Origin of the sequence: Affinundibacterium fentianense, from assembly GCF_018139545.1 — a bacterium.
In the GTDB taxonomy this organism is placed as follows: domain Bacteria; phylum Pseudomonadota; class Gammaproteobacteria; order Burkholderiales; family Burkholderiaceae_D; genus Undibacterium; species Undibacterium fentianense.
This window is the reverse complement of record NZ_JAGSPJ010000006.1, coordinates 264,862-289,762: the sequence shown is the minus strand read 5'-3', so window position 1 is coordinate 289,762 and position 24,901 is coordinate 264,862. Positions and strand designations below refer to the sequence as shown.

The 24,901-nt window shown below is 44.9% G+C and carries 20 protein-coding genes; 9 read left to right on the top strand and 11 right to left on the bottom strand.

Going from position 1 to position 24,901, the window contains the following annotated elements; genetic code table 11:
- Positions 1–9: 9 nt before the first annotated feature.
- On the bottom strand, positions 10–1,095 hold the full coding sequence (locus KDM90_RS14945) for an efflux RND transporter periplasmic adaptor subunit (protein ID WP_230409829.1): 1,086 nt from the start codon (positions 1,093–1,095) through the stop codon (positions 10–12).
- A 155-nt stretch (positions 1,096–1,250) separates the two neighbouring features.
- Here KDM90_RS14945 and KDM90_RS14940 point away from each other — a divergent pair, with 155 nt between their 5' ends.
- Positions 1,251–1,625 carry an ArsR/SmtB family transcription factor gene (locus KDM90_RS14940; protein WP_438947442.1) on the top strand — a complete coding sequence of 125 codons (375 nt, stop codon included), beginning with the start codon at positions 1,251–1,253 and terminating at the stop codon, positions 1,623–1,625.
- Positions 1,626–1,724: 99 nt separating this feature from the next.
- Here KDM90_RS14940 and KDM90_RS14935 read toward each other — a convergent pair whose 3' ends face one another.
- Together KDM90_RS14935 and sppA are read right to left on the bottom strand one after the other, a co-directional pair.
- Positions 1,725–2,444: a hypothetical protein gene (locus tag KDM90_RS14935; RefSeq protein WP_230409828.1), complete on the bottom strand. Its 720-nt coding sequence runs from the start codon at positions 2,442–2,444 to the stop codon at positions 1,725–1,727.
- A gap of 227 nt (positions 2,445–2,671) precedes the next feature.
- The gene (gene sppA, locus KDM90_RS14930) at positions 2,672–4,543 is read right to left on the bottom strand and encodes a signal peptide peptidase SppA (protein ID WP_212676413.1); all 1,872 of its coding nucleotides are present in this window, start codon (positions 4,541–4,543) and stop codon (positions 2,672–2,674) included.
- Positions 4,544–4,884: 341 nt separating this feature from the next.
- Here sppA and KDM90_RS14925 point away from each other — a divergent pair, with 341 nt between their 5' ends.
- Both KDM90_RS14925 and KDM90_RS14920 read left to right on the top strand, forming a co-directional pair.
- Positions 4,885–5,991, top strand: coding sequence for an S-(hydroxymethyl)glutathione dehydrogenase/class III alcohol dehydrogenase (locus KDM90_RS14925; RefSeq protein ID WP_212676412.1), 1,107 nt, complete (start codon positions 4,885–4,887; stop codon positions 5,989–5,991).
- 220 nt (positions 5,992–6,211) lie between these two features.
- Complete coding sequence (locus KDM90_RS14920) at positions 6,212–7,879, top strand: peptide chain release factor 3 (RefSeq protein ID WP_212676411.1); 1,668 nt, start codon at positions 6,212–6,214, stop codon at positions 7,877–7,879.
- 85 nt (positions 7,880–7,964) lie between these two features.
- Here KDM90_RS14920 and KDM90_RS14915 read toward each other — a convergent pair whose 3' ends face one another.
- Positions 7,965–8,513 carry a GNAT family N-acetyltransferase gene (locus tag KDM90_RS14915; protein ID WP_212676410.1) on the bottom strand — a complete coding sequence of 183 codons (549 nt, stop codon included), beginning with the start codon at positions 8,511–8,513 and terminating at the stop codon, positions 7,965–7,967.
- A gap of 157 nt (positions 8,514–8,670) precedes the next feature.
- Positions 8,671–11,268, bottom strand: a complete 2,598-nt coding sequence (gene clpB / locus KDM90_RS14910; protein WP_212676409.1) for an ATP-dependent chaperone ClpB — start codon at positions 11,266–11,268, stop codon at positions 8,671–8,673.
- 110 nt (positions 11,269–11,378) lie between these two features.
- On the opposite strand from clpB, the gene KDM90_RS14905 reads away from it, so the two are divergent.
- Positions 11,379–11,924, top strand: a complete 546-nt coding sequence (locus tag KDM90_RS14905) for a hypothetical protein (RefSeq protein ID WP_212676408.1) — start codon at positions 11,379–11,381, stop codon at positions 11,922–11,924.
- A 104-nt stretch (positions 11,925–12,028) separates the two neighbouring features.
- On the opposite strand, the gene KDM90_RS14900 is transcribed toward KDM90_RS14905, so the two are convergent.
- From KDM90_RS14900 to clpS, 4 genes are all read right to left on the bottom strand, one after another.
- The gene (locus KDM90_RS14900) at positions 12,029–14,434 is read right to left on the bottom strand and encodes a S9 family peptidase (protein WP_212676407.1); all 2,406 of its coding nucleotides are present in this window, start codon (positions 14,432–14,434) and stop codon (positions 12,029–12,031) included.
- 97 nt (positions 14,435–14,531) lie between these two features.
- Positions 14,532–15,794, bottom strand: coding sequence for a dicarboxylate/amino acid:cation symporter (locus KDM90_RS14895; protein WP_212676406.1), 1,263 nt, complete (start codon positions 15,792–15,794; stop codon positions 14,532–14,534).
- 303 nt (positions 15,795–16,097) lie between these two features.
- Positions 16,098–18,401 (bottom strand): ATP-dependent Clp protease ATP-binding subunit ClpA, encoded by a 2,304-nt coding sequence (clpA, locus tag KDM90_RS14890; protein WP_212676405.1) that lies wholly within the window; start codon positions 18,399–18,401, stop codon positions 16,098–16,100.
- Positions 18,398–18,706, bottom strand: a complete 309-nt coding sequence (gene clpS / locus KDM90_RS14885) for an ATP-dependent Clp protease adapter ClpS (RefSeq protein WP_212676404.1) — start codon at positions 18,704–18,706, stop codon at positions 18,398–18,400. Before clpS ends, clpA begins: the two co-directional genes overlap by 4 nt.
- Positions 18,707–19,125: 419 nt before the next feature.
- On the opposite strand from clpS, the gene KDM90_RS14880 reads away from it, so the two are divergent.
- Both KDM90_RS14880 and KDM90_RS14875 read left to right on the top strand, forming a co-directional pair.
- Positions 19,126–19,329: a cold-shock protein gene (locus KDM90_RS14880; RefSeq protein ID WP_110257373.1), complete on the top strand. Its 204-nt coding sequence runs from the start codon at positions 19,126–19,128 to the stop codon at positions 19,327–19,329.
- 96 nt (positions 19,330–19,425) lie between these two features.
- Positions 19,426–19,755, top strand: coding sequence for a hypothetical protein (locus KDM90_RS14875; protein WP_212676403.1), 330 nt, complete (start codon positions 19,426–19,428; stop codon positions 19,753–19,755).
- Positions 19,756–20,113: 358 nt separating this feature from the next.
- Here the strand turns inward: KDM90_RS14875 and icd are convergent, their stop codons facing one another.
- Complete coding sequence (icd, locus tag KDM90_RS14870; RefSeq protein WP_212676402.1) at positions 20,114–21,367, bottom strand: NADP-dependent isocitrate dehydrogenase; 1,254 nt, start codon at positions 21,365–21,367, stop codon at positions 20,114–20,116.
- A gap of 291 nt (positions 21,368–21,658) precedes the next feature.
- Here icd and KDM90_RS14865 point away from each other — a divergent pair, with 291 nt between their 5' ends.
- Positions 21,659–22,204, top strand: a complete 546-nt coding sequence (locus KDM90_RS14865; protein ID WP_212676401.1) for a pseudouridine synthase — start codon at positions 21,659–21,661, stop codon at positions 22,202–22,204.
- A gap of 261 nt (positions 22,205–22,465) precedes the next feature.
- Here KDM90_RS14865 and rpsT read toward each other — a convergent pair whose 3' ends face one another.
- Positions 22,466–22,729 (bottom strand): 30S ribosomal protein S20, encoded by a 264-nt coding sequence (gene rpsT / locus KDM90_RS14860; protein ID WP_212676400.1) that lies wholly within the window; start codon positions 22,727–22,729, stop codon positions 22,466–22,468.
- A gap of 254 nt (positions 22,730–22,983) precedes the next feature.
- Between rpsT and KDM90_RS14855 the strand changes: the two genes are divergently transcribed.
- Both KDM90_RS14855 and KDM90_RS14850 read left to right on the top strand, forming a co-directional pair.
- The gene (locus tag KDM90_RS14855) at positions 22,984–23,601 is read left to right on the top strand and encodes a GNAT family N-acetyltransferase (protein ID WP_212676399.1); all 618 of its coding nucleotides are present in this window, start codon (positions 22,984–22,986) and stop codon (positions 23,599–23,601) included.
- A 9-nt stretch (positions 23,602–23,610) separates the two neighbouring features.
- Positions 23,611–24,780: a vWA domain-containing protein gene (locus KDM90_RS14850; protein WP_212676398.1), complete on the top strand. Its 1,170-nt coding sequence runs from the start codon at positions 23,611–23,613 to the stop codon at positions 24,778–24,780.
- Positions 24,781–24,901: the final 121 nt, after the last annotated feature.

Here is a 24,901-nt window from a genome sequence, read left to right as displayed (position 1 = left end):
TGTCTTCTCCTATTTCGCTGTGGACAAACTTGCTGCTAGCGGATCAATCGCGACGAGTTCCCCCTTGGCTACACCGCTTAAGATTTCTTGCTCAGTATCCTGAATGCGCCCTGGTTTGATTTGACGAAGGACGGCTTTCCCTTGCGCATTGACAACATAGACCGCATACATCTCCGCACGGCGAATTACCGCAGTGCGCGGCACATACAAGCGACTGTCGCCAAGAACCGATGGATTGCTGTTTGTGCTTGCCGCATTGAATGACAGGGCAATCCGAGCGAACATACCAGGTTGCACACCTCTCACATTTGTTGGCAACTCTAAGCGTAGTTGAACCGTATGCGTATTTGCGTCGGACAATGGCAATACGGTTACATTCTTGGACGCGATAAAACGCTGTTCAGGCGGCATCGATGGTATTTCTATCGTCAGATCTTTACCTAATTTCAACGCGGCGACTTTAGCCTGTGAAACCGTAAATATCGCCCTGAGTGAGCTAGGGTCATAAACAGTCATAATCGATCGTCCTGGCATCGCCATCTCCCCGAGCGCGGAGGGCATTTCTGCCACAATACCGTTATAAGGCGCTGTGATCGAATAAAATCCCGACTGTGTTTGAACAGCATTCGCTTGCGCGATCTGTGCGTTTGCTTGTGCCGCAGCTGACTTAAATTGTGCTTGCGCACGATCCAGCGTCGCTTGACTAATATAGTTTTTCTCAAACAACAATTTTTGCCGCTCATAATCTTTTTCGGCAACTGCTAAGTTCGCTCGCGCAGCATCCACTTGTGCTTTACTCGCAGTGAACTCTTGTTGGGCAGCACGCGCATCAAGACGTACAAGCAGCTGCCCTGCTTTGACCGAGTCCCCTGCTTGCACTGGCAATTGAACAATTGCACCCGATACCTGAGGTGCAATCACCGTGTGCCGAATGGCTTCGATAACACCATCAGCGCTAAGGGTTGCATTTTCATTGCTAGCCCTAACTGCCGCTGTCACCAAAGGCTTGGCATCGCCAGCGAACGACATCTCGGCTAGTGTCATCAATGCAAGTGTCGTAAATAAAACCAAAGGTTTCATGAAGAAAGTTGACATTGTGAATACTCCGCTAAGTTAAATGGGTAAATGAAAGACTGATTTGCATTTGCTTAAATTGAATAATATACTTATTTGCGTAAATGCGCAAATAAGTATTAAATTTTTTTGACGTGAATTAACCTACATAAACTTTTTACAAACCGCACACTCAGATGAAACTCAAATCGAACAGCTGTGTCGCGATGGAAGGGCTATCTGAACTAGCCTTAGAACGCGTCGCTCAGTATTTCTCGGCTTTATCAGAACCGAGTCGACTTAAAATCCTCAATTTTTTGCGGGAACGAGAAAAAAATGTAGGAGAACTTGCAGAGGAGTGTGCGAGCTCTCAAGCGAATGTTTCACGCCATTTATCGACCCTAGCGAAACATGGCTTGGTGACGAGAGAGAGTCGTGGTACTGCCGTGTTTTATCGAATCGCCGATCCGGCAATTTATGCACTATGCGATTTAGTCTGTCGCAATGTCGCGGAACAGCTACAGCAACAAGCCCACTTGCTCGATGTCATTACCATAGCTAGACAAACCTAAAGTCGTGCTCACCTCTGAAAGAGGGATATCAACTTGTTTAGCCGACTATCACCTATCCGCGAAGTTGCATGGCTTCGCGGATCAAATTAGAAACTGACACTAATTCGTTGGTGACACGGTTTTGATCACTTTGCCGTTCTCGTCGAGCATCGTAATCTCAGCGTGACCGGCCGCACTGACCAATAACATCATACGGGTTCGTCCTTTTGCATCTTTCAGTTGGAGGCTTGATCCTTTATCACGGGTATTTCCAAGCCAAATTCGTGGAGCCGATAAACGCCCGTCCTCAGCCAATTTCTTCCAATAGGCGTCTTGCTCTGCCGCTGGTAAGTTATTTGACTCGACTTGGAATCGATCCAAATCCTCCATCGACGTGACCTTAAAGTACGGAACGTCGTTCACACGAATACCTGTCAATTGATGGTTCGCGCTATCGTGATTCAGTAACTGCAATGTTTGATCTTGACGGAATCGGTCAAAAGTCAAGGACAATCCAGAGACAATTTTTCCATCCGGCCCCATTCCACCACGCTGAATCAGACCACCATTTTCAGTTCCTTCTTCGTTCACAAAAAGCATCCCGGCGTAATCACGACGATCTGGACGTGGTCGCTCTTTTCCTTGAATAAAGTCACCGGGAAATTGTGCACGATTCGAAATCACCAAACGTTTCGTGCCATCGGGTTCAACAATGTTGATACGACCGACTGTAATTTCATCAAACCGTTCATGTCTAACTGGCTCACGGGCTCCGATTAGTGCAAAAATTGCGGCCAAAGTTGCCGCCATTGTCGTTGCACCAGCAAAAAAAGTTCTCATTTGCGACATCTTGTTCCTTTCGTTAAAAATAAAAATTCTATCAAAATACACATTTTATTTTCAATAAAGCAATAAAAACAACATGAAAAAATCTTTCTCAACATGCTCAGGCACATGAACATCCACAAACATCGGCTGTAAAAAAGCCTGACGCAATATTCAAACAAAAAAAAGGGAGGCACTTTTGCCCCCCTCCCTTTTCATCGCAAACCCAATCTTCGATTTGACTAATCTGATCCGCCGCACATGCAATGTGCCATAAACAAATAGCCACGTTTATCGCTTCGTAGATCCGCCAACCACGCAAGATCTTTGACCACTTCATTCGCGGCAGCAGGTGGAATTCCACTTGGTGCAACAGCTACTTTAAATTGCTCATTCAGTGCTTTCGCTGCTGCCTTTGTTGCGCCATCTTCGAAGATACTAAAAATACGATCAAACTTAGATGGCTCCCGCTCTATATACGTGACACGATAGTCAGAATTCAAATTAGCACGGTTGGCGGCTGACTTTAACGCGTCTTTAAAACTTCCAATACGGTCGATCAAGCCACGTTCTTTGGCTTGCTCACCTGTCCATACTCGCCCTTGCGCTACCGCATCAATCTTCTCTGGTGTGGTATTCCTGGCAGCCGCTGCCTTTGTGGTGAACTCTTGATATGTATGGTTAATTCCCAACTGAATTACTTCAGCAAAGCGAGGATTCAGTGGTCGCAGAGGATTGAATGCATCACTCATCCAAGTTGTTGTTGTACCAGCAGTATGAACACCAAGCTTGTCGAGTACTTTATCGGCAGTCGGAAAAATTGCAAATACGCCTATCGATCCAGTAATCGTCGCCGCATCTGCAATCACTTCATCGGCCGACATCGAAATCCAATACCCTCCTGAAGCAGCAACATTTCCCATAGAAATAACCACAGGCTTACCGACTTTGCGTGTTAGTTCTAGCTCTTGCCGTATCAACTCAGAACCAAAAGCGCTACCGCCCGGGGAGTCAACACGCAACACCAGTGCTTTCACATGCTCATCTTCCCGCGCCTTGCGCACGAGATTCGCCGTTGACATTCCTCCAATCGCACCTGGAGGCGCATTTCCCTCGCTAATTTCGCCTTCCGCCACGATGACTGCGACCGCCGGCCCGAAGGAAAAATGATTTTGCGCTTGCAGATAATCGTCGAAATTGACTTGCTTAAAACTCTTAGTTTGCGGATCTTTTGCCCCGAGACCCAACATCATTTGACGCAGTTCATCTCGCGACTTTAAGCCATCAATCAATTTCGCATTCACTGCAAATTGCGCCACACTTCCGTTGGCGCTCTTTAACATCTCGGGGAGATTATTGATGCTATTCATGATCGAACCAGCGGGTAACTTGCGTGCTTTCTCAACCCCATCTGTATAAAGCTTCCACATCGCGTTATATAGGTAAGCATCTGCTTCGGCAGATGCACTCGAAGGTCCATTGGCGATGTAGGGTTCAGCAAAACTCTTATAGGTACCCACTTTCAGGACATTGACCGTGATTCCGATTTTATCCAATGCATCTTTATAGTAATTGCGATACCCACCAAACCCACTCAACATCACATTGCCCATCGGGTGCATATAAACTTCATTTGCATGCGCGGCCAAATAGTATTGGCGTTGATCAAAACTCGAGCCCCATGCGATCACTTTTTTTCCACTGGCCTTAAAACGCTCAAGTCCAGCAGCCACTTCGCGCAATATCGCTAGTCCTGACCCTTGCATCCCGTCTAAAGTCAAAACAACACTATTAATTTGAGGGTCTCGCGCGGCCGCATCCAAGACGGTGAGAATATCGCGAAGTTGCGTGGAGCGGCGGTTTTCACCTTGTACCTCAGCGAGAAAAGCATCGCTTGCACTACCAGCGTGCTGTTCCACAAGTTGACCTTTCAAATTCAGGATCAGAGCGGTTTTGTCTTCTAGTTTGACTTTGTCTGATGAAAATATTGCGTTTAATAGCGCAATGACCAACAAGAGAAAAATCAAATTGATGATAAATCGTCGACTGGAATCAACCGCATTCCAAAACCATTTGATGCCTTGCCCGATTGCACGGAAGGGCGAAAATGCCATGATAACTCCTGATAAATAACAACAAACAATAAGACGACAAGACGACCACTCTGCCGATTTGGACACTTCACTGCGCGACTAAGTGATATTTCTTCCGTTGTTTTAGGACACTTAAAAGACCTTACTCTCTTACATTTTACTCAACTTGCACAATCCTTTCACAGAAAACGCAAAAAGATCAAGCTCGCTGATCCTAAGTCTTGTTCTTTGGACGTCGCCCTTCATTTTTCCCGCAAAGAAAAAAGCAATCTCCGGTTCAGGGTAAAATGATTATCGTCTTTAGCTATTACTTTAGCGAATAGCATCGCAGATTAGACAATGACAACATATTCAGGAGACGTATGAAAACAAAAGCAGCCATTGCGTGGGAAGCGGGAAAACCACTGACTGTCGAGGAAGTCGATTTACAAGGTCCACAGGCCGGTGAAGTCTTGGTCGAAATTAAGGCGACAGGTATCTGTCACACGGATTACTACACTTTATCAGGTGCTGACCCAGAAGGTATCTTTCCTGCAATCCTAGGACATGAGGGCGCGGGTGTCGTGGTGGATGTCGGTCCTGGTGTCAAAAGTTTGAGAAAAAATGATCATGTCATTCCACTTTACACACCAGAATGCCGTGAATGTAAATTTTGCCTGTCACAGAAAACCAATCTATGCCAAGCGATACGAAGTACCCAAGGACGAGGTTTAATGCCGGATGCGACAAGTCGTTTTTCTCTCGATGGCAAACCCATTTTTCATTATATGGGCACCTCAACTTTTTCAAATTACATCGTGGTCCCTGAAATCGCACTTGCTAAGATTCGCGAAGATGCCCCGTTCGACAAAGTGTGTTATATCGGGTGCGGTGTCACAACGGGGGTCGGCGCGGTTTTATTCACAGCCAAGGTCGAAGCAGGTGCGAATGTCGTCGTCTTTGGTTTAGGTGGTATCGGTTTAAATGTCATCCAAGCCGCTCGCATGGTAGGAGCGAACAAAATCATTGGGGTCGATATTAATCCAGCACGTGAAAGTATGGCACGTCGGTTTGGCATGACACATTTTATCAATCCCAAAGAAGTCGGCAATGTCGTCGACGCGATTATCAGCATGACAGATGGCGGTGCTGATTACAGTTTTGAATGCATAGGTAACACCACAACGATGCGCCAATCCTTAGAATGTTGTCACAAAGGTTGGGGACAATCCATCATCATTGGTGTTGCGGCAGCAGGTCAAGAAATCAGTACACGCCCCTTCCAATTAGTCACAGGCAGAGTTTGGAAAGGATCTGCATTTGGGGGCGCACGCGGACGTACCGATGTACCCAAAATCGTCGATTGGTATATGGAAGGGAAATTGAATATCGATGATCTGATCACACATAAGTTGCCTTTAGAGCGCATCAATGAAGGATTTGACCTTATGAAAAGTAGCGAGTCGATTCGGTCTGTCGTTGAGTTTTAATGCACTTTATTGCAACAATCATTTAGCAGTACGAAATGTAAATTATTCTTTTCCGACCAGAAACACACGCCTCTCAAAGTAAGGGCGTTGAGTTTCTGGTCCGTTTGCCCTCTCGTGCGCGAATCCCTCAAGGTCAATTTTCAAAGTTAGCAGAAAACCGGAATCCACCTCCATCACATGTTAAAATGCGCGGTTATTCTATACTTTCTGAACACCTGCAATGACCGATTCCATCAATATCCAAGACGACAGCAACGAATCAGAGAATGTCATCGTCAAAAAAGTTTCTACCGACCTAATCCGCAAAGAAGTTGCGCGACGCCGCACTTTCGGGATTATTTCCCATCCAGATGCGGGTAAAACGACCCTAACGGAAAAACTATTGATGTTCTCGGGCGCGATTCAGCTTGCTGGTACCGTAAAAGCGCGAAAAAGCGGTCGCCATGCGACGTCGGACTGGATGGAAATTGAAAAGCAACGCGGTATCTCGGTCGCTTCCTCCGTGATGCAATTTGAATATCGCGACCATGTCGTGAATTTACTTGATACACCAGGTCACCAGGACTTTTCAGAAGATACTTACCGCGTATTGACCGCAGTCGATTCCGCTCTCATGGTGATCGACGCAGCCAAAGGTGTTGAGGAGCAAACGATCAAATTGCTGAATGTTTGTCGTATGCGCAATACGCCCATCATTAGCTTCGTGAATAAAATGGACCGTGAAACCCGCGATCCCTTAGAACTTTTGGACGAATTAGAATCGGTTCTAAAGATCGATTGCTCCCCAGTCACCTGGCCTATCGGTATGGGAAAAACTTTCCGCGGCGTTTATCACATCCTAAAAGATGAAATTATGTTGTTCACGCCTGGTAGTGAACGTGCGGATCAAGAATTTGAGGTCGTTAAAGGAATTGACAATCCACGTCTGGCAGAGCTATTTCCGCTGGAAATCGAGCAACTAAAAATGGAAGTCGAACTGGTCCATGGCGCTTCGCATCCTTTCGATCTTGAAGCAGTGTTAGCCGGCACGCAAACACCAGTATTTTTTGGTTCAGCAATTAATAATTTTGGTGTCCGTGAAATCCTCAATGCCCTACTAGATTGGGCGCCCGCACCACGTGAACGCAATGCAAGCGTCCGTACTGTCGCGCCGACTGAAGAGCCATTCTCCGGATTCGTCTTTAAAATTCAAGCGAACATGGACCCTGCTCACCGTGATCGTATTGCTTTCTTGCGCGTGTGTTCAGGACGCTTTGAACGTGGGATGAAACTCAAACATCTTCGGATCAATCGCGATATCAAAGTGTCGTCCGTTGTGACATTCATGGCTTCGTCACGTGAACAAGTAGAAGAAGCTTACGCAGGCGACATCATCGGTTTACCGAATCACGGTAACATGCAGATCGGCGATAGTTTTTCTGAAGGCGAATTGCTGCAATTCACGGGTATCCCCTATTTTGCTCCAGATTTCTTCCGGATTGCACGAATCTTAAACCCGCTAAAAACCAAGCAATTACAAAAAGGCTTGCAACAACTAGGTGAAGAAGGTGCTGTGCAGGTTTTTAAACCGATTGTGAGTAGCGATTTGATTTTAGGTGCGGTTGGGGTTTTACAGTTTGAAGTGGTGGCTAGCCGTCTAAAAAATGAGTACGGAGTTGATGCCGTATTTGAGGGAACGAGCATCAGCAGTGCGCGCTGGATTACTTGTGAAGATAAAAAAATGCTAGCTGATTTCGAGCGTTCTAGTGCAGGTGCTAACCTTGCCTATGACGCCGCAGGAAATATGGCTTACCTTGCGAGCTCGGGCGTGAACTTACGCTTGACGCAAGAACGCTGGCCAGATATCGTTTTCCATGCAACACGTGAGCATGCGGCAAAATTAGACTAGTCCAAGACACTGTAATTTGCGACGAATCAAGGCGAAAATCTGACTCATCTGACTCCGATTTTCGCCTTTTTTTTTGCAGCTTTTCTTAGCCTATGGTGAGGCGCATCCGTTCAAATCGGATTGTCACGCCATCTGGCAAAGTATCCGCAACGTCTTCGACTTTTTCGAATCCCAATACTTGGTAGAAGGGCACGCCCGGTAATGTTGCCATTAATTCCAAACGTCGATAACCATGTGATAACGCAGCCTGCTTGCAAGCCTCAAATACCGCACGTCCGACCCCTCGCCGAGCTGCGGAAGGGGCGATAAAGAAAGCGCGTATCCTCGCTGGATCATGCGCGGGGTCAAGTATTTCGTCTTCCCCCATAGGCCGCTGATCACCACCGTATAGGGTTCGACGTCGGCTCCATCCACCACAACCAGCCAATACACCATCCAAAGTCGCCGTAAAATAACTTCCATCTTTAACAAGTGCGGTGTCGACTCCGAACACATACCGAATCGCCGATTCGGCTTCCTGTTCTGTATAGAAACCGCGACTCAATACCCGGGCAGACTCTATGATCATTTGATTGAGTTGCGGGACTTCATCCAAGGTACTCGGCCGAACGACTAATGAAGATAAATTGGTCATGCTGATTGATTCCCAATGTGCGAATTTGAAAAAATGACTAGTGAACAATATACACAGTATCGCGATAAAACTAAACTGCCGAAACAATTATTGGCTTTCATTAATAATCGTTCCGGCAATCGCAACAAGTCTTACTTCAACTCGCATTCCTCAATGCTTAACCACCAAGCTTTCGAAATACCAATTCTCCATTCGCTGCATCAACTTGAATCACATCCTTAGGTCCAAATTGACCTTGCAATATTAATTTCGACAAAGTATTTTCGATCTCCTGTTGTATCGCTCGTTTCAACGGACGCGCGCCATAAACTGGGTCGAAACCAGCTTCGGCAATTTTTAACAACGCCGCATCTGACACATCGAGTCCCATGTCCATTTGCGCGAGGCGTTGGTGCAAGGCTTCTAACTGGATCTTTGCAATCGCACCGATATTTTTTGCATCCAAAGCATGAAATACCACAATCTCATCAATACGATTAATAAACTCAGGCCGAAAATGCGATTTCACCTCACCCATGACCGCCATTTTTATCACATTTGGATCACTGCCTTCCATCGCTTGAATCTGGTGCGAACCTAAATTAGAAGTCATCACAATCACAGTATTCTTGAAGTCAACCGTACGTCCTTGACCATCTGTCATCCGTCCATCATCCAGTACTTGAAGTAAAACGTTAAAGACATCATGGTGTGCTTTCTCAACTTCGTCGAGCAAGATCACGCTATATGGCTTACGACGCACTGCCTCGGTCAGATATCCACCTTCCTCATATCCCACATAGCCTGGTGGCGCACCAATCAAGCGCGCGACAGAATGTTTCTCCATAAATTCACTCATATCAATACGAATCAGTGATTCTTCGGTATCAAACATAAAATTCGCGAGTGCTTTACATAATTCTGTCTTACCAACACCAGTCGGACCCAAGAACAAGAACGAACCATAGGGTCGATTCGGATCTCCCAAACCCGCTCTCGAACGTCGAATGGCGTCTGAAACCGCAGTAATGGCTTCATGCTGCCCAACGACTCTTTGATGCAACGCGTCTTCCATATGTAAGAGCTTTTCGCGTTCACCTTGCATCATTCGTGAGACAGGGATACCGGTTGCGCGTGAAACGATTTCCGCAATCTCTTCGGCACCAACTTGGGTACGCAACAAACGCGGTTTTCCGCCACTTTCAACATTTTTTGCTACCTGTTGATCAGCTGATTTTAATTGGGCTTCAAGTTCCGGTAGTCGTCCATATTGGAGTTGCGACATCGTTTGCCAATCGCCTTTACGTTTGGCATCTTCCATCTGTAGGCGAATTTTTTCAATTTCTTCCTTGATGTGGGTACTACCTTGCACTGTCGCCTTCTCAGCTTTCCATACCTCCTCCAAATCGGCATATTCTCTTGAAAGCGCCTTAATTTCGTCTTCAATCAAAGCAAGTCGCTTTTTTGATCCTTCATCTTTTTCGCGTTTAACAGCCTCTTTCTCAATTTTCAATTGAATGAGTCGACGGTCCAGTTTATCCATCACCTCAGGCTTCGAATCAATCTCGATTTTAATTTTCGCCGCAGCTTCATCAATCAAATCGATTGCCTTATCTGGCAAAAAACGATCGGTAATATAGCGATGCGACAATTCAGCCGCCGCGACAATTGCGGGGTCAGTAATATCAACGCCATGATGCACTTCATATTTTTCTTGCAGGCCACGTAGAATTGCGATCGTCGCCTCAACGCTTGGCTCATCAACAATAATTTTTTGAAAACGTCGCTCAAGTGCAGCATCTTTTTCAATGTACTTGCGGTATTCATCCAGCGTCGTCGCGCCCACGCAATGTAACTCGCCGCGTGCTAAGGCGGGCTTAAGCATATTGCCGGCATCCATCGCACCTTCCGCCTTGCCTGCTCCCACCATGGTATGCAATTCATCGATAAAGACGATTGTTTGACCTTCATCTAAGGCGATTTCTTTCAATACGGCTTTTAATCTTTCTTCAAACTCACCTCGAAATTTGGCGCCAGCCAATAATGCTGCCATGTCCAATGACAAAACTCTTTTCGATTTCAAACTATCGGGAACTTCACCATTTACTATACGCTGCGCAAGTCCTTCTACTATCGCAGTTTTGCCAACACCTGGCTCACCGATCAACACAGGGTTATTTTTACTGCGACGTTGTAAAACTTGAATCGCACGGCGAATTTCATCATCACGCCCGATCACGGGATCCAATTTACCCAATCGTGCACGCTCAGTAAGATCTAATGTGTATTTTTTCAAAGCTTCGCGCTGGCCTTCTGCCTCTGGAGAATCAACATTCGCGCCGCCCCGTACCCCTTTAATCGCGGCTTCCAAAGCGCTGCGAGTTAGGCCGTTTTCTCGGGCTAATTTCCCAGCTTCGGATTTATCGTCGACTAGAGCCAGCAGTACCATCTCGCTAGCAAGAAATTGGTCACCTCGTTTCTGCGATTCTTTATCAGCCAGATTGAGCAAGCCCATTAACTCGCGGCCAACCTGCACTTGACCATCACCTCCTGTAACTTTTGCAATACGATCGACTGCACTTCTCAGACCATTTAATAGGCCATTAATATTGACGCCAGCCCTTTGTAACAAAGAACGAGCCCCGCCATCATCTTGATTGATCAAAGCGAGTAACACGTGCACTGGCTCTATATATTGGTTATCATTAGCGACCGCCTGACTCTGTGCATCGGCCAATGCTTCTTGCAATTTTGTCGTCAATTTGTCTAAACGCATACTGCCTCCTGAACGGACTGTTTGATTGCTATATAGATTAGGTGGTAAGAGCCGTTTTCAAGAACCGAATCAACAAAATTTCCCGGCGCTTTGCGCTAAGTCAAACACCTATGCATTTAGAACAACTTAACTTAACTTACCTGCCCCAAGAAGACAGGATCTTGCTCAGAATCGGTTTCTTCGTCAAAGACGCAGATCCAGAGAAACAAGAAGTACAGATATTTTTCACACGACGTATGTTACAAAGAATGTGGCCGACTTTAATGGAAGCGATCGGTTCCCATATGCGCTTGAATCGTCCAGAAACTGCTTTTGCCAGCGATGAACTTGTCAATCTTGAGCACAAGAAAGCGGTCGATACGATCAAGGAGAAAGGTAATTTTAGTCAGGCCTATGACGCCGACAAGCGCAAATCAATGAATGGTGAGCGACCACTTTTATTGGAAACGATCAAGTTCCATTTAAAGCCTGATGCACCTTTATGGCTGCAATTTATTACGCCAGAGAATGGCAGTATCGATTTGAAATTGGAAACTTCTTTAATTCACGGCTTCTGCAAATTGCTCATCGATGCAGAACGTGCGTCTGGATGGGGACTCGAGTTAAGCCTGCCCAAGGTCGATGAAATCGGTGTCCCGCCGCACTTATTAAACTAAGACAATCATTCGTTACACTCACCTATAGCATCAATAAAAAAGGCAGAGACTTTCTCTGCCTTTTTTACAATTTAACAAATCGCTAAATTGTCATCTTGCTGGGGCTACTTACGTCCTTTTACTTCACGTTCCATCAATTTGAAGATTCGTCGATACTCATCCAACCAGCTTTCTGGCTCGCGGAATCCATGTGCTTCCACTGGATAGACTGCTAATTCGAAATTAGGATTTTTCAATTCAATCAGTTTTTGCACCATACGGATACTATCTTGGAAAAAAACATTGTCATCCAAAATACCTGAGCAAATCAATAGAGGACGTTTAAGCCCAGCTGCAAATTCAATTGGCGAACTACGTGCATACGCATCTGGATCCACATCTGGCGTATTTAAAATATTCGAGGTATAGCCGTGATTGTAATGCGCCCAATCTGCGACGGGACGCAACGCCGCGCCCGCAGCAAATTTTTCGGATTTGAACATCGCCATAAAAGTCATAAAACCGCCATACGAACCTCCATAAATACCGATACGCTGAGGATCGACATTAGCATTCTCTACCAGCCAATCAATTCCATCTTCGTAATCCTCTAATTCTGGTGTTCCCATACGTTGATAAATTGCAGTTCGCCAATCACGACCATAGCCAGCAGAGGCACGATAATCCATATCAATCACGACATAACCTTGTTGTACCAACAGATTATGAAACATCATCTCTCTGAAATAGTTAGACCATCCGTGGTGTGCCGCTTGCAAATAGCCTGCACCATGGACAAATAAGACGGCAGGCTTACGCTCACCAACTTGAGTTTTATTGTCACGATAAACTCTTGTGTATATCGGCGCAGCTCCGTGCTTTGAGGGGATTCCAATAATTTCTGGTTTGATCCAATTGATTTGGGTAAATTCTTTTGAGTTCGACTGCGTCAATTGAATCGGTTTGGCGCCTACTTGAGTCGATTGTACAAACAGATCTGGTTGGCGGGTCGTGGTCGAATGAGTCAACAACAATTTGTCTTCAGTTGGGGCTAACTCATACTCTATTCCACCATTCATATCGGTTAACACTTCGTCGCGTCGACCATCATTCGAAACGCGATAAACCTCATGAATTCCCGGATGCTTCTTATTTGCTCGGTAATAAAACCACTTCCCATCATGGGTCATTTGTACATTACTGACTTCAAAGTTTCCATTTGTTAGAGCCTGTGCTTTTCCATCAATGAGTCGGTACAACTGACTGTAGCCCGATTCTTCAGACAAATACCATAATGCTTTACCGTCCGCACTCCAACCAAATTCATTAAAACTACCATCGTTGACCCATGCCCGATCACTTAAGCGATGTGCCAATTGCCACTTCGACTTATCCCCATCGTTCAAGTTCATCGTCAGAATCCATCTGTCTTTATTGTCTGCACTAAATAGACTGAATGCCAATTGCTGCCCAGTTAAGCTCCAGCGAACACCACGAAAATTGACATAGACGGCACGCGGTGCCGCTGCTTTCGGCGCCGGCTTAGCCAAGCGTTTAGCAGTCTCCAGCTTTAAAGACAACAAAGGATCGTCATTGATTCCAGTCAATTGCTCAAGATTCAATTTGTGCGCTTTATTGGCACCGACTTCCACAATATACAAAGCCTCGTCACTTTCACTTCCCGTTCCGACTTTGCTACGTACGTCTTCAATCTTTACATACCCATCGGCGGTAATATAATGAGGCATCTTGTCACTACGCCCATCTTTACGAGGTGCAGCTGTACTGAGGAACACATAGCGACCATCCGGTGAGAGACTAAAACTTCGGAATTCGCGTCCTTTACCTAGATAGATAGGCATTGGTGCATTCGTCACTTGAGAGGCCAATTCTCGCTGACGTACTTCGCTCTCGCGTTTGTCGGTTTCGCGCTTCTTAACGATATCAAATAAGCGACTTTGTTGTGCACTGAGGTAATCTGTACTTTCTTTTCTGGTTGCAGGATCATCATCATTTTTGATATTGACCAACATGGTTTGCTCACCACTTTGTAAATTCATCGCAATGATTTTGCCATCAAGTCGCCAAGCAATTTGCTCATTACCTATGAAGCCCAATAAACCACTCATTTCCCCAGTACGAGTCAATTGCTGCTGTTTGCCATTTTTTAGCAAGAATAGGTTTCCGTTTCGCAACCAAATCGTACGCGAGCGATCAGGGCTGGTGAATTTCTGTTCACTTTCGGCGAGAACCATCTCGGCAGCGCTCAATTTTTGCGCGATGCCGCCTTGCGCACTCACTTTATAAAGATCGCGGAGTTCCGATCCAACAGCTTTACGTAAGAAATAAACCTGCTTGCCATCTTGACTAAAATAAGAACGGTCTGGCGCGATCCCCATCCAATCGGGGTGCGCCATAATTTGTTCCATTTTTAGGGTATTCGTGACTTGTGCGGATGCGGTCGGGACAAACCCGACTGAGATGAAAACTGCTGCACTGAGCAGCAAAATACCATTCTTGTTGATTCTCATTGTGTTGTCCCTCAACGGGTAAGAAGGTCGATAAAAAAACGCTGAACTCTGGGCGAGATTCAGCGTTTATTCGACACGTGTTTTTGAAAAAAATTCCTTACTCAGGTAATTTCTGCTTTGCAATATCACCCTCTACATGCTGCCCTAACTCCCCTTCCCATTTCGCAACGACTGCGGTCGCTAAACCGTTTCCAATAACATTCGTTGCTGAACGAGCCATATCTAAGAAATGATCAACACCAAGCAGCATCAACAAGCCTGCTTCAGGAATATTAAACTGTGACAAGGTCGCAGCAATGACAACCAAGGATGCACGAGGAACACCTGCCATCCCTTTAGACGTCAACATCAGTATCAACATCATTGTGATTTGCGTGCCAATTGAAAGTTCTATCCCATAAGCCTGTGCAATAAACACCGTCGCAAAGGTGCAATACATCATTGAGCCATCGAGATTAAACGAATATCCCAAAGGCAAGACAAAGGAGGCAATCCTATTTTTAACCCCAAATTTTTCTAAGCCTTCCAAAGTCTTCGGAAACGCAGCTTCAGATGAGGCTGTCGAGAATGCCAGTAAAGTCGGCATCCGCAACAAGCGGAGCAGCTCGATTACTCGACCTTTCAAAAGTAGGTAGCCAATAAAAATCAATACCAGCCACAAGACCAGAATCGAAAAATAAAACTCGGCCATAAAGACACCATAAGTTCCTAATACGGCTAAGCCACTTTTTGCAACGACGCCCGACACGGCAGCAAATACCGCAATTGGAGCAAAATTCATCACGTAACCAGTCAACTTCAACATAATATGAGCAACACCATCGATTGCTTCAATCACAACTTTCGCACGATCACCTATCGCTGCTGCTGCCGTGCCAAAAAAGATCGAAAACACGACGATTTGCAAAATCTCATTTTTCGCCATCCCATCTACTATCGATGATGGAACCAAATGCGTGATGAACTCTTTCATACTCAAATTAGTCGTTGTAATCCCTGAGACAGCATCGCTTGCCGGTAGCATCGCATGCATTGCATCGCCTGGTCGGAAAACATTCACCATAATTAATCCGAGTGTGAGCGAAATCAACGAGGCCAAAATAAACCAGCCCAAGGCCTTCCCACCAACACGTCCGACTTCATTCACATCACCCATTTTTGCAATACCAACGACCAAGGTTGAGAACACGAGTGGCGCGATAATCATTTTGATCAAACGCAGAAACATGGTCGTAATCAGTGACATCGTTTCAGAAAAATCAGCTGGCTTTGCCATACTGACATTTGCAAAATAGCCGACAACAATCCCCAGAACTAATCCCAGTAAAATATATGTCGTCAAATTTAAGCGTTTCTTCATGTTTTTGTCCTGTTAATAATAATTTCCAGATTTTCGCTACTGGTTCCAATTTCGACTTTGCAAATTGAATGTCGTCGACGCCATTCCCAGCATACAAATAGCAAGCTCGCTGCGTGTTCTAACGACATTAAAATTGGTGGCTCAGTATACTGGAGGAATTCACCCCATACCACTTTTATTCAAATGGATAGTAAGAAAATTTTCATCCCGTATTCACGAAAACGGAACCGACCAAATTCTAATTGAGACAATAAAAAACCCAGATATTGATCTGGGTTTTTTATTGTTCACGGGAGTTGAAACTCAATCCACTTCGACAACTTCGTGCGACGCGATTGGCGGTGGTGCATCACCGTTCTCGGGGAACTCCAATTTCACCTGTTCCTTATCATCAAGATCGACACTGACCCGCCCACCGCTGACTAACCGACCAAACAATAGTTCATCGGCTAGAGCTTTTCGTAGCATGTCTTGAATCAAACGAGCCATTGGGCGCGCTCCCATCAAGGGATCAAATCCTTTTTTCGCTAAGAATTTGCGTAAGCCATCACTGAAAATAGCTTCAACTTTTTTCTCGTGCAATTGCTCTTCTAACTGCATTAAGAACTTATCGACAACACGTAAAATAATTTCCTCATCCAATGAGCGGAAACTAATAATTGCATCGAGTCGGTTTCTAAATTCAGGCGTAAACATACGTTTAATGTCCGCCATCTCATCGCCAGCCTGTTTGCTATTGTTAAAACCAATCGACGCTTTTTGCAAACTTTCAGCACCCGCATTGGTCGTCATAATAATAATGACATTGCGAAAATCCGATTTACGTCCATTGTTGTCGGTCAACGTGCCATGATCCATCACCTGTAGCAAGATGTTAAACACATCTGGATGCGCTTTCTCAATCTCATCCAATAGTAAAACAGCATGCGGTTTCTTCGTAATCGCCTCTGTCAACAAGCCACCTTGATCAAAACCAACATAACCTGGAGGTGCTCCAATTAAGCGACTCACAGCGTGACGTTCCATATATTCCGACATATCAAATCGAATCAATTCGATTCCCAAGGTAAAGGCGAGTTGCTTCGCAACCTCGGTTTTACCAACGCCGGTCGGTCCAGAAAATAAGAAAGACCCAATCGGTTTGTCTAACTTGCCTAGACCAGCTCGTGACATTTTAATCGCCGATGCCAAGGCTTCAATAGCTGGGTCTTGTCCAAATACCACATTCTTCAAATCACGATCAATTGTTTGCAACTTACTACGATCATCTTGATTGACAGTTTGTGGCGGAATACGCGCGATCTTAGCAATGATATCTTCGATATCTGCTTTTCCGATTGTTTTCTTCTGCTTTGATTTTGGCAAGATACGCTGCGCTGCGCCCGCCTCGTCGATAACATCAATCGCTTTATCGGGCAAGTGTCTATCATTCAAGAATCGAGCAGACAGCTCCGCCGCACTAGTCAATGCCGCCGCTGAATATTTGACGTTATGGTGCTCTTCAAACTTGGATTTTAAGCCCCGTAGAATCTGTACCGTTTGTTCAACGGTTGGTTCATTAACATCGACTTTTTGGAATCGCCGAGCAAGTGCATGATCTTTTTCAAATACCCCACGGTACTCTGTAAAAGTAGTTGCTCCAATGCACTTCAACTGCCCATTCGACAAGGCCGGCTTCAATAAATTTGAAGCATCCATCGTTCCACCAGAGGCAGAGCCAGCTCCAATAATCGTATGAATTTCATCGATGAATAAAATCGCATTCGGCGCATCTTTCAGCTGTTTCAACACACCCTTTAGACGAAGCTCGAAATCACCACGATATTTAGTGCCAGCGAGAAGAGCCCCCATATCTAATGAGTAAACAACAGCCTGACTTAAAATATCAGGAACATCATTCTGCGTAATGCGCCATGCAAGACCTTCTGCGATCGCTGTTTTTCCTACCCCAGCTTCACCCACTAACAGTGGATTATTTTTTCTGCGACGACATAGAATCTGGATAACTCGTTCGACTTCACCATCTCGCCCAATTAAGGGATCAATTTTGCCCTCGAGCGAAGATTTATTCAGATTTTGCGTAAATTGCTCAAGCGGATTTTCTTTGGTTTGCGCTTCGGCTTGCGCATCCTCAGCACCTTCAGACGACTTTTGTGGCTCAATATGATTATCTTTACGAACACCGTGTGAAATAAAATTCACCACATCAAGACGCGTGACGCCTTGTTGGTGTAAGTAATACACAGCATGGGAATCTTTTTCACCAAAAATAGCGACCAAAACGTTCGCGCCCGTCACTTCCTTTTTACCATTGGAAGCAGACTGAACATGCATAATGGCACGTTGAATAACTCGTTGAAAACCAAGCGTAGGCTGTGTGTCGACCTCACCAGTCCCTTGCACGGTCGGCGTATTATCGGCAATAAAATTTGCCAATGTTTTTCGCAAATCTTCAATATTAACGGCACAAGCACGCATCACTTCCGCCGCAGATGGATTATCCAACAAAGCTAGCAATAGGTGTTCGACAGTAATAAACTCATAGCGAGCTTGCCTCGCTTCGACAAACGCCATATGCAAACTGACTTCTAATTCTTGCGCAATCATACTTCCTCCATCACACATTGCAGCGGATGACCTGCCTGCTTGGCGTGTGTTAAAACCAACTCAACCTTCGTAAAGGCGACATCTTTTGTATAGACACCGCAGACGCCTCGTCCTTCAATATGTACTTTTAACATAATTTGCATTGCGGTCTCTTGATCTTTATTGAAATACTCCTGAATGATTGCCACTACGAATTCCATTGGCGTGTAGTCATCATTGAGCAGTACCACTTGATACATCGAAGGGGGCTTGAGTTTCTGCGCCTGTTTTTCGAGTACCGTACTATTATCTTGCTTTATTCCCATACGTCTATTTTAGTACGTTGATCATGTGTGCAGTCACTAATTAAGCAAATAAAACTGCTTCTATTCATTGTAAGCCGCGAAAATTTTTCTTGCTGAAAGTTGATTCAATTTCGCAGTTTTTACAACCCCAAAAAAGACGATCTGACTATTTTTCCAAGAGTATTCCATGCCTCGTTTCTATGAAATGGAGACTAATTCTCGAAGATCAAGAGTACCCATCGCTCGTAAAAAAACAACAATGGTACATCGACAAGCTAATTTTCTTGACTTTAGTTTTTTTTCCGCCAAGAATGATATTTATTGATACTTAACTTAAGTTTTTATTATCAATATGAAGTGGGCAGGTTAAGAAAGGTAGCTTTACAGAGTTTTCTTGCTTTTTCGGCTCGTGTGATTAGTTTATATTTGAAAGATGTATTATGGCAACAGGTACCGTAAAATGGTTCAATGACTCCAAGGGCTTTGGTTTTATCACTCCTGATGATGGCGGTGAGGATTTGTTCGCCCACTTCTCCGCGATCCAAATGAATGGCTTCAAGACTTTGAAAGAAGGTCAAAAAGTGTCATTCGAAGTGACTCAGGGTCCAAAAGGCAAGCAAGCTTCTAACATCCAAAATCCTTAATCCGATTTTGCAATGTTCTTAAAAAACCCGCTGCGGCGGGTTTTTTTATTGATAATTTAATCCGCAAATAAACATCAAGAATTGGAATTTCTCATAATGCGCATTTTAAAGAACATTGGATTGCTCATATTCATAGTCTTAGCGAATGTTTTATTTTGGCGTTTAGGTGGTGTACCGATTCTTACACTTGGAATTTGTCTAGCAATTGCGGGTTCAGGAAATCGTATTCTTTGGTTGTCAGTGCTAACTATTTGTCTTGCCCTATCTTTTGCAATTTATTCTTTTGGCGTTTCGTCTTTTGCATTAGGAAATAATATTTTTATTGGCATTTTAGGATTTGGCCTATTGCCGCTTTTGCCGGCATTGCTAATATGGACCGCCCATAATTTGCGCATCCGTAGAGAATTCATCAATAAGAAAGCTTAACAGCATCGCGAGTCCGTTATGCATCACACCTACCTTAACGAGTCTGACAAGAAGCAGATTTTGCTATGATTAGCGCCGTCACAGATATCGAAACCACCTTGAAACCATTACGTTTTTTAATATGAGAGATTACTGAAACACCCTCACCCCTGCCCCTCTCCCGCTCGCGGGCGAGGGGTAAGAAACAAAAAAGCCGACACGAAGTCGGCTTCTTTTTAAAACTCACACACCCTTTTAAGCTTCGGAAAATTCAATTATCGGGATGCAGATCCAGGCGCAAAGCACAGCCATACACGAGTATGGCGCGCATTTGCAACGAAGATATGCGCCCGAGAATTGGATTTAACGACGCTTAAAATTACATGTTGTCGATCATTACGTCTCCGAAACCTGAGCAAGACACTTGCGTAGCGCCTTCCATCAAGCGCGCGAAGTCGTAAGTCACTTTCTTCGAAGTGATCGCTTTTTCTGTTGAAGAGATCAACAAATCAGCAGCTTCGAACCAGCCCATGTGACGCAACATCATTTCTGCGGACAAGATCAAGGAACCTGGGTTCACATAGTCTTTACCAGCGTATTTTGGCGCTGTACCGTGCGTTGCTTCGAACATCGCGATAGAGTCAGATAAGTTCGCACCTGGAGCGATACCGATACCGCCCACTTGCGCTGCCAAAGCGTCAGAGATGTAATCACCGTTCAAGTTCAATGTAGCGATAACGCTGTATTCTGCTGGGCGCAACAAGATTTGCTGCAAGAATGCGTCAGCGATGGAATCCTTTACGATAATGTCTTTACCTGTTTTTGGATTCTTGAATTTGCACCATGGACCGCCGTCGATCAATTCAGCGCCGAATTCTTTTTGTGCTAATGCGTATGCCCAATCACGGAAGCCACCTTCGGTGTACTTCATGATGTTACCTTTGTGAACGATGGTCACGGACGGTTTGTCATTGTCGATCGCGTATTGGATCGCTTTGCGTACCAAACGCTCTGTCCCTTCGATAGAAACAGGTTTTACGCCGATACCAGAAGTTTCTGGGAAGCGGATTTTCTTAACACCCATTTCTTCTTGCAAGAACTTGATCAATTTCTTAACTTGATCAGAGCCTTGAGCAAATTCAACACCTGCATAGATATCTTCGGAGTTTTCACGGAAGATAACCATGTCGGTTTTTTCTGGTTCACGAACTGGAGATGGCACGCCTTTGAAATAACGTACTGGACGCAAGCAAACGTAGAGATCCAACTCTTGGCGCAATGCCACGTTCAAAGAACGGATACCGCCACCCACGGGTGTTGTCAACGGACCTTTGATGGATACAACGTAGTCTTTCAATGCTGCCAAAGTTTCTTCTGGCAACCACACGTCTGGGCCATATACTTTAGTGGATTTTTCGCCTGCGAAAATTTCCATCCAACTGATTTTACGTTTACCGCCGTAGGCTTTTGCTACCGCTGCATCAACTACCTTGATCATAACTGGGCTGATATCCACACCAGTACCGTCACCCTCGATGTAAGGAATAATTGGATTTTCTGGAACATTCAATGAGAAGTCAGCATTGACGGTAATTTTTTGACCTTCTGCAGGCACTTTAATATGTTGATACATCGTTTTCTCCGTGGATACGTGCGTTCAAACGCTACACTAATACATTCTGAATAGATTCGCGCTTTGCTATTAACATGTCTCAATATCCTCTATAAATTCTATAATCAAGCAAACTTAAAACCGCGCTAGAACCGCATCTGAGCTAAATTACATACTCTTATATAAGACAGAAGACCACCATTTCGTATTATGCACTACTATTTTACTTGATGCCATGCTTTTGCAACACTGAGGAATCAACTTTTTAGCACTAAACTCACCCCATATTCGACCGAACTTTCGATTAGATCAATGAAACTAATTCTATTTAACAAACCGTTTGACGTAATGTGTCAATTTTCACCACACCCTACTCGCGCAACCTTGGCAAATTACATTACAACACCCAATGTCTATCCAGCCGGTCGCCTTGATGCCGATAGCGAAGGCCTAGTTTTGCTAACAGATGATGGGAAGTTACAGCATAAAATCACTCACCCCGATTGGAAGGAGGCAAAAACTTATCTAGTACAAGTTGAAGGCAACGCCACTCAAGAACATTTAATTAAACTTAGCCAACCACTCGATCTGGGCGACTTTACGACACTGCCTTGCAAAGTAATACGAATTGCAGAACCAGATTGGTTGTGGCCAAGAATTCCACCAATTCGTCAACGCGCGACGATTCCAACCAGTTGGCTTTGCATCACACTTACAGAGGGGAAAAACCGTCAGGTAAGAAGAATGACTGCTGCAGTCGGCTTACCGACATTGCGATTAATTCGGAGCAGCATTGGAGAATACAGCCTCGCGAATCACCCTCTACTTCCTGGTGAGTCGATGACTCTTGTGGCTTAAGAAGTTTTCCTGCGAAAAGGCACAAGGCAAAATACGAAAGTAAAAATGAGACTTCATGATTTCCAATAAAATCACAACCATACCAATCGCACCAGAGCGGCGAGCTCTATGCTTTCAATTCAATTTATTTTTTACTATGTAATAGAAAAGACAAAAACCGCAATAAAAATTGCGGTTTTTTTATTCTGTAATCAATATGTTCAATAAAAATTACAGCTTATTTCGTACTGCGCCAAACAAAACTGGCGCAACTCAAAACAATTAAGCCAATGCTTTCAAAGCAGAAGCTAGACGACTCTTGTGGCGAGCTGCCTTGTTTTTGTGGATGATTTTTTTGTCAGCAATACTATCGATCTTAGAAACAGAGTTCTGAAAGATCACTGCAGCAGCAGCTTTATCACCAGCTTCGATTGCCTTACGAACAGCTTTGATCGCTGTACGCAAAGTCGAACGCTGACTAGAGTTGTGTGCATTTTGTTTAACTGCTTGACGAGCACGTTTGCGTGCTTGTGCGGTATTTGCCATGAGATTTCCTAAACGTGGTCAACGCGACGGGTTCAAGGTGTAAGCTCTATTACTTACATGGCCGCGCCGCAAAATTCTGTACAGCTTTGCAGTATAACTGGTTTTGAAGGCGTGTGCAAGCATGACTTTTCCCCTTCATAGTTCAGTACATCCTAGAAATTCAACTTCGACAACAAAACGACTACCTTAATCCCTACGACTATATAAAATCCTAGCGTTTACAATAAACGTTCTCGCCCAAGATAGGATAAATAATGCCCTCTCATTACATCACCCTAGTAGGTCAACACGCCCTTCTCTTGCCATTAGAGCACGATCACCTTGAGGACCTATCCAAAGCGGCCAGCGATGGTTTGTTGTGGGAATTGTTTTTTACCACTGTTCCTTCGCCCAACACCATTGCCAGTTGGTTTGAAAAGGCAATGGAACAACAAACAAAGGATCTGGCTAGGGTCTTCACTGTTATTGACAAAGAACGCAATCAAATCATCGGTTCAACACGTTATTGCAATATGGATAGCGCAAATAAACGGCTCGAGATTGGCTATACTTGGTACGCGCAGACGTACCAACGTAGCGTCTTCAATACGGAATGCAAACTTTTACTGCTGACTCATGCATTCGAAATAATGGACTGCAATGCGGTCGAATTTCGAACCGATTGGTTTAATCAACGATCACAAAAGGCGATTGAACGATTAGGTGCGAAACGCGATGGCGTACTCCGTAGCCACATGATCTTGCCCGATGGACGTGTACGCGATACGGTGGTGTACAGCATACTGAAACACGAATGGCCAGGCGTCAAAGCTAACCTACAATTTAAACTTTCCCGAGATCCATCTAGCTCGACCCATCTTTCAAAATCATAGGCAAACAGCGTGTTAATTGATTTTTTCTTCATTTTAAAAGACGCCAAAATCCCGGTATCGATCAAAGAGTTTTTGACCTTACTGGAAGCTATGCAACAAGGCGTCGTTGGTACCTCAATCGACGAATTCTATTTTTTGTCGCGCACCATGCTCGTGAAAGACGAAGCCAATTACGACAAGTTTGATCGCGCTTTTGGTTTGTATTTCAAAGGCATACAGACGATATTCGAAAAGCACCCTGAGATTCCCTTGGATTGGTTAAAAAAGCGACTCCAACGTGAGCTCACGGATGAACAACGCGCCGCATTAGAAAAATTTGGCTACGACAAATTAATGGACAGGCTCAAGCAATTACTCGAAGAACAAAAAGAGCGGCACGAAGGTGGCAATCGCTGGATAGGCACGGGTGGCACCTCCCCTTTCGGCAATGGTGGTGATAATCCTGAAGGCATCCGCATCCGCGGCAAAAGCGAACGCCGTTCCGCAGTCAAGGTCTGGGAGGCGCGCGCGTTCAAAGATTACGACACCGAGCGTGAACTCGGCACCCGCAATATTAAAGTGGCACTGCGTCGCCTGCGCAAATTCGCCAGACAAGGAGCGGAAGAAGAATTAGCCTTAGATGCAACGATCAAAGCGACCGCCAATAATGCGGGCTACCTCGATATCAAATTGCAACCAGAACGCAAAAACAATATCAAGGTACTTATGTTATTCGACGTGGGCGGCACCATGGATGATCACATCGCACAGATTGAAGAGCTATTTTCCGCGGCAAAAACAGAATTCAAAAATATGGAGTTCTACTATTTCCACAATTGTGTTTACGACTATTTATGGAAAAACAACCATCGACGCCATTCGGAGAAATTCGCTACTTGGGATGTCTTACGTAAATACACGCCGGATACCAAATTGATTTTTGTCGGCGATGCCACCATGAGTCCCTATGAAATTTTGCAAGCAGGTGGCTCGGTGGAATACAACAATGAAGAAGCAGGTGCGGTTTGGATACAACGATTTACCGCCCACTTCCCCAAGTATTTATGGCTCAATCCCGAACCAGAAGGAATTTGGCAATATCGCCAATCCATCGACATCATGCGTAAATTACTTAGCAATCGGATGTTCCCGATTACTTTGTCAGGTTTGGAACAGGGAATGCGTTTATTGAGCAAATAGTCTGAGCTATCGGGGCAGGCCTTACTTTCAAACCCCTCAACGCCGAGACGCAGAGGCGCCGAGGAGCGCAGAGAAAAAAGTTTTGATTTACTCCGCGGTTCTGTACGCCTTGGCGTTTCAA

Excerpts from the sequence above, each read along its gene's own strand:
- KDM90_RS14945 (WP_230409829.1), bottom strand. The coding sequence starts at position 1,095 with ATGTCAACTTTCTTCATGAAACCTTTGGTTTTATTTACGACACTTGCA.
- KDM90_RS14940 (WP_438947442.1), top strand. The coding sequence starts at position 1,251 with ATGAAACTCAAATCGAACAGCTGTGTCGCGATGGAAGGGCTATCTGAA.
- KDM90_RS14935 (WP_230409828.1), bottom strand. The coding sequence starts at position 2,444 with ATGAGAACTTTTTTTGCTGGTGCAACGACAATGGCGGCAACTTTGGCC.
- sppA (WP_212676413.1), bottom strand. The coding sequence starts at position 4,543 with ATGGCATTTTCGCCCTTCCGTGCAATCGGGCAAGGCATCAAATGGTTT.
- KDM90_RS14925 (WP_212676412.1), top strand. The coding sequence starts at position 4,885 with ATGAAAACAAAAGCAGCCATTGCGTGGGAAGCGGGAAAACCACTGACT.
- KDM90_RS14920 (WP_212676411.1), top strand. The coding sequence starts at position 6,212 with ATGACCGATTCCATCAATATCCAAGACGACAGCAACGAATCAGAGAAT.
- KDM90_RS14915 (WP_212676410.1), bottom strand. The coding sequence starts at position 8,513 with ATGACCAATTTATCTTCATTAGTCGTTCGGCCGAGTACCTTGGATGAA.
- clpB (WP_212676409.1), bottom strand. The coding sequence starts at position 11,268 with ATGCGTTTAGACAAATTGACGACAAAATTGCAAGAAGCATTGGCCGAT.
- KDM90_RS14905 (WP_212676408.1), top strand. The coding sequence starts at position 11,379 with ATGCATTTAGAACAACTTAACTTAACTTACCTGCCCCAAGAAGACAGG.
- KDM90_RS14900 (WP_212676407.1), bottom strand. The coding sequence starts at position 14,434 with ATGAGAATCAACAAGAATGGTATTTTGCTGCTCAGTGCAGCAGTTTTC.
- KDM90_RS14895 (WP_212676406.1), bottom strand. The coding sequence starts at position 15,794 with ATGAAGAAACGCTTAAATTTGACGACATATATTTTACTGGGATTAGTT.
- clpA (WP_212676405.1), bottom strand. The coding sequence starts at position 18,401 with ATGATTGCGCAAGAATTAGAAGTCAGTTTGCATATGGCGTTTGTCGAA.
- clpS (WP_212676404.1), bottom strand. The coding sequence starts at position 18,706 with ATGGGAATAAAGCAAGATAATAGTACGGTACTCGAAAAACAGGCGCAG.
- KDM90_RS14880 (WP_110257373.1), top strand. The coding sequence starts at position 19,126 with ATGGCAACAGGTACCGTAAAATGGTTCAATGACTCCAAGGGCTTTGGT.
- KDM90_RS14875 (WP_212676403.1), top strand. The coding sequence starts at position 19,426 with ATGCGCATTTTAAAGAACATTGGATTGCTCATATTCATAGTCTTAGCG.
- icd (WP_212676402.1), bottom strand. The coding sequence starts at position 21,367 with ATGTATCAACATATTAAAGTGCCTGCAGAAGGTCAAAAAATTACCGTC.
- KDM90_RS14865 (WP_212676401.1), top strand. The coding sequence starts at position 21,659 with ATGAAACTAATTCTATTTAACAAACCGTTTGACGTAATGTGTCAATTT.
- rpsT (WP_212676400.1), bottom strand. The coding sequence starts at position 22,729 with ATGGCAAATACCGCACAAGCACGCAAACGTGCTCGTCAAGCAGTTAAA.
- KDM90_RS14855 (WP_212676399.1), top strand. The coding sequence starts at position 22,984 with ATGCCCTCTCATTACATCACCCTAGTAGGTCAACACGCCCTTCTCTTG.